Consider the following 4,329-nt stretch of genomic DNA (forward strand, 5'->3'; position numbering starts at 1 on the left):
AGTTGACCAAAAACACTTGGCCGGATTGACCAAAAAGTGGCGGCGATTATAGGCATATTCCTACGCCGACGCCATGGACCAGAAGTCGTGTAGACCTTAGTCGTGTGGCTGATAGACCGGATCATGCGCCTGAAGTTGCTTCAATCTTCCGAGCGGATCCTGGCGATAGAACAGCTGCAACTGCTCATACACCTGTGGATAAGCCTCATGCAGCAAATCCGGGGCGCTGAAGAAGTATTCACTGGTGACGGCGAAGAACTCGGCAGGGTTCTCGGCGGCGTATGGGTCGATGGCGGTCTCGGCGTCCGGGTTGTGTTCCAGCTGCCGGTCGAGGTCATCGTAGGCGTCCTGCATGACTTTGGCCCAGGCGCTGACGCGCATGTCGGCGTGCAGTGGTGGCAGGCCATTGGCGTCGCCGTTGAGCATGTCGAGTTTGTGCGCCAGTTCGTGGATGACCAGGTTGTAGCCTTCCCAGCCACCACTGGCCATCACACCGGGCCAGGCGAGGATGATCGGCCCTTGCTGCCAGGCTTCACCGCTGTGCTCGCCGTCCCATTCGTGTTCGATGCCACTGGCGTCGCGGTGGCGCTGGGGGCTGAGGAAGTCGTCGGGGTAGAGGATGATTTCGTGAAAGCCCTGGTACCAGTTCAGATCACCCAGGTTCATCAGCGGCAGTTGCGCCTGGGCGGCGAGCAACAGGCGTTGCTCCTGATGCAATTCGACGCCGGGCAGGGCAGTCAGGTGTTTGTCTTCGAGGAACAGCACGCAGGCTTCACGCAGCCATTGGTCCTGGGCCGCGGTGATGCCGTCGAGAAAGCTCAGGTGATGGCGCACCCGTTGCCACATATCGTCGGCAATCGGGTGCCTGGCCAGAATGCGCCGGCGACGCCAGGCGCTCAGGGACCACATCGAGGATCAGCGCGTGTGAGCTTTGGACGCTGCGTTGCCGAAGCGACTGCGCACCACGCCGATGATCATCGGAACCAGCGATAGCAGGATGATGCCGACCACCAGCAACGACAGGTTCGACTTGATGAACGGTACGTTGCCGAAGAAGTAACCGAGGGTGACCAGACCGCCGACCCAAAGGATGGTGCCCAGCACGCTGAAGGCGAAGAAGCGCGGGTACGGCATCCGCGCAACGCCCGCGACGAACGGTGCAAAGGTGCGGATGATGGGCAGGAAGCGCGCCAGGGTCACGGTTTTACCGCCGTGCTTTTCATAGAAATCGTGGGTTTGTTGCAGATAGTCGCGGCGGAAGATCTTCGAGTTCGGATTGCTGAACAAGCGTTCGCCCGCCGTTCGTCCGATCACATAGTTGGTGCTATCGCCCAATATCGCCGCCAGCATCAGCAGGCCACCCAGCAGCACCGGGTCCATGCCGCCACCTGCGGCAACTGCGCCGGCGATGAACAGCAGCGAATCACCCGGCAGGAAGGGCATGACCACCAGGCCGGTTTCACAAAAAATCACCAGAAACAGAATGGCGTAGATCCATGGCCCGTAATTGGTTACCAGCAAATCGAGGTAGACATCGAGATGCAGGACTAGGTCGAGCGGGTTGAAATCCATGGAAAGCACCTGTGATAACGGTCCAGGTCAGCGGGCCTTGTGCGGATGACTTCGCGAAAGCCTACGAACGGACGTAGTTTTTCTTACAAGCCGGAAAGATCGGCATTATACGAGTTGAGTGGTGAAAAGCGCGTCGAGATTGTAGCGGGGCATGTCGGTTGAACGTGCGCAAGTCTGGTGACAATTAATAACTCACACAAACACACCCTGAAGCCTTGAGTTTGAGGGGGCGGGAAAATTCCATCGGATGGATTGACGGCCTTAGGGGGTCGATCCTCTGCATGGCAGAGATCGACCCCGGTGCAGCGACCTTACAGCTCGTCGCTGATCGGCAATACGTAGTTCTTGAACTCGGTATCTTCCTTGAATCCGATGGATTCGTAGGTTTTCTGCGCCACTGCGTTGTTGCTGCTGGTAGACACCCGCATGCGCACGGCATTGGTTTCCTTGGCCATTTTTTTCGCGGTACGAATCAGATTGTCGGCGACCAGTTGGCGACGTGCGTCTTCGGCGACGTAGATGTCGTTGAGGATCCACACGCGTTTAAGCGAAAGCGAAGAGAAGCTTGGGTACAACTGACAAAAGCCCAACAGTTTGGTGTTGTCATCATCGGAAAGGGCCAGGTAGATCACCGACTCTTTGCGACGAAGGCGTTTTTCGAGAAACGCCCGGGACGAGTCCGGATACGGCAGGGAGCCATAAAACTCGCGATATTTGACGAACAACGGGGTCAGCAGGTCCAGGTGTTCGAGGGTCGCTTGAATAATCCGCATGGTAGGTCTCGTCTTCAAGTGGCTGTCTTGCGTGCTTGAACGGCAACGGGAAATCCTGGCAGCCGCGAGTCGATCCTGCCTGAAACTGGAACGAAAGTGCAACGCGCAAGCGCTTCAGGCATCCGGCGGGCCTAGTAGGAAATTTCCCTTCATGTCTGCGCCGGCGTCTGACTCCAGGGTCTGGACTTGCGCTTCGTCCTTCAGATTGACCCCGGATAACTGCCGCCGACAGGCCTCGCGCATCAAATACAGCAAACGGTGTGCCGCCATGCCGTAGCTCAAGCCTTCCAGGCGCACATTGGAGATGCAGTTGCGATAGGCGTCTGTCAGGCCGACTTTGGGGTTATAGGTGAAATACAACCCCAGACTGTCTGGCGAGCTCAGGCCTGGGCGCTCGCCGATCAGGATCACGGTCATTTTCGCCCCCAGCAATTCGCCGACTTCATCGGCGACAGCAACGCGGCCCTGTTCCACCAGCACGATCGGGGCGACGGACCAGTTTTCGGCGCGAACCTGTTCCTCCAGTCGCGCCAGAAACGGCAGCGTATGGCGATGAACGGCCAACGCTGACAAACCATCGGCGACCACGATCACCAGGTCGACTCCGCCCGGATTGGCCGAAGCGTGATCACGTAGAACCTGAGCCGACGCATCGCTCAGTTTTCGCCCAAGATCGGGGCGTTGCAAATAGCTGTTGCGGTCAACGGCCGCGCTATGCAGCAAAAGACTTGCATGCCCGCGCTCGCTCAGTTGTGAGCGCAATGCCCCGTGGTCAAACGGCAAGTGCACCGCATCACGGGCCTGAGCGTGGGCATATTGAAAGTCCAGCTGCGCGCGAGTGGGCATGCTGGTGCCCGTACGGCCAAGGGCAATGCGCGCCGGTGTCAGGCGTCGCAGCTCCAGCCATGGGTTGTGCGGGTCGTAAGGCGGCTTTTCCATATCAACACTCATCCCAGTTGCGCCAAGGCCTGGCGGAAGGCCGGTGGCAGGCTGTTGCCGAACAGAACCCGGCCGTCCGCCTGGGTGAAGATGCCCATTTTCGCCAGCCACTGTTCGAACTCCGGCGCAGGTTTGAGCCCCAAGGTCTGGCGGGCATAGAGCGCATCGTGGAACGACGTGGTCTGGTAATTGAGCATGATGTCGTCGGAGCCGGGGATGCCCATGATGAAGTTGATCCCGGCCACGCCCAGCAAGGTCAGCAGGGTGTCCATGTCATCCTGGTCGGCCTCGGCGTGGTTGGTGTAACAGATGTCGCAACCCATCGGCACGCCCAGCAGCTTGCCGCAGAAGTGATCTTCGAGACCGGCGCGAATAATCTGTTTGCCGTTATAGAGGTATTCCGGACCGATAAATCCTACGACGGTGTTCACCAAAAACGGTTTGAAGTGTCGCGCGACAGCGTAGGCCCGGGTTTCGCAGGTTTGTTGATCGACGCCATGGTGGGCGTTGGCCGACAGGGCGCTGCCCTGGCCGGTTTCGAAATACATCAGGTTTTGCCCGAGTGTGCCGCGGTTGAGGCTCAGTCCGGCGTCATAACCTTCCTTGAGTACATTCAGATTGATACCGAAGCTCGCATTCGCAGCTTCGGTGCCGGCGATCGACTGGAACACCAGGTCCAGCGGCACGCCACGATTGACCGCTTCGATAGACGTGGTGACATGGGTCAGCACGCAGGCCTGGGTCGGAATCTCGTAGCGCTGGATGATCGCGTCGAGCATTTCCAGCATGGCGCAGATTGAGGCGATGCTGTCGGTGGCCGGGTTGATGCCGATCATGGCATCGCCGTTACCGTGCAGCAGACCGTCGAGAATGCTCGCGGCAATACCGGCCGGTTCGTCGGTCGGGTGGTTGGGTTGCAGGCGTGTGGACAGGCGCCCGCGCAAGCCCAGGGTGCCGCGAAACTGGGTGACCACGCGGATTTTTTGCGCCACCAGCACCAGATCCTGCACGCGCATGATCTTTGACACGGCCGCGGCCATTTCCG

The 4,329-nt window shown here is 59.2% G+C and carries 5 protein-coding genes; all 5 read right to left on the minus strand.

The features are described 5' to 3' along the window. Positions 1-96: 96 nt before the first annotated feature. Positions 97-909 carry a M90 family metallopeptidase gene (locus D8V06_RS29005; RefSeq protein WP_056855831.1) on the minus strand — a complete coding sequence of 271 codons (813 nt, stop codon included), beginning with the start codon at positions 907-909 and terminating at the stop codon, positions 97-99. Positions 910-915: 6 nt separating this feature from the next. Then, the gene (locus D8V06_RS29010; RefSeq protein WP_056855830.1) at positions 916-1,572 is read right to left on the minus strand and encodes a DedA family protein; all 657 of its coding nucleotides are present in this window, start codon (positions 1,570-1,572) and stop codon (positions 916-918) included. Positions 1,573-1,883: 311 nt separating this feature from the next. Continuing rightward, a complete protein-coding gene (locus tag D8V06_RS29015; protein ID WP_130932330.1) occupies positions 1,884-2,345 on the minus strand; it encodes a GNAT family N-acetyltransferase in 462 nt (153 codons plus the stop codon). A 114-nt stretch (positions 2,346-2,459) separates the two neighbouring features. Beyond that, the gene (gene eutC / locus D8V06_RS29020) at positions 2,460-3,284 is read right to left on the minus strand and encodes an ethanolamine ammonia-lyase subunit EutC (RefSeq protein ID WP_056855828.1); all 825 of its coding nucleotides are present in this window, start codon (positions 3,282-3,284) and stop codon (positions 2,460-2,462) included. Positions 3,285-3,292: 8 nt separating this feature from the next. After that, positions 3,293-4,329 (minus strand): ethanolamine ammonia-lyase subunit EutB (locus tag D8V06_RS29025; RefSeq protein WP_130932331.1); only part of this gene is annotated, 1,037 nt, incomplete at its 5' end.

Source organism: Pseudomonas sp. Sample_24 (genome assembly GCF_004307605.1).
GTDB lineage: Bacteria > Pseudomonadota > Gammaproteobacteria > Pseudomonadales > Pseudomonadaceae > Aquipseudomonas.

Coding starts and splice junctions, on each gene's coding strand:
- eutC (WP_056855828.1), bottom strand. CDS start 3,284: ATGGAAAAGCCGCCTTACGACCCGCACAACCCATGGCTGGAGCTGCGA.
- D8V06_RS29015 (WP_130932330.1), bottom strand. CDS start 2,345: ATGCGGATTATTCAAGCGACCCTCGAACACCTGGACCTGCTGACCCCG.
- D8V06_RS29010 (WP_056855830.1), bottom strand. CDS start 1,572: ATGGATTTCAACCCGCTCGACCTAGTCCTGCATCTCGATGTCTACCTC.
- D8V06_RS29005 (WP_056855831.1), bottom strand. CDS start 909: ATGTGGTCCCTGAGCGCCTGGCGTCGCCGGCGCATTCTGGCCAGGCAC.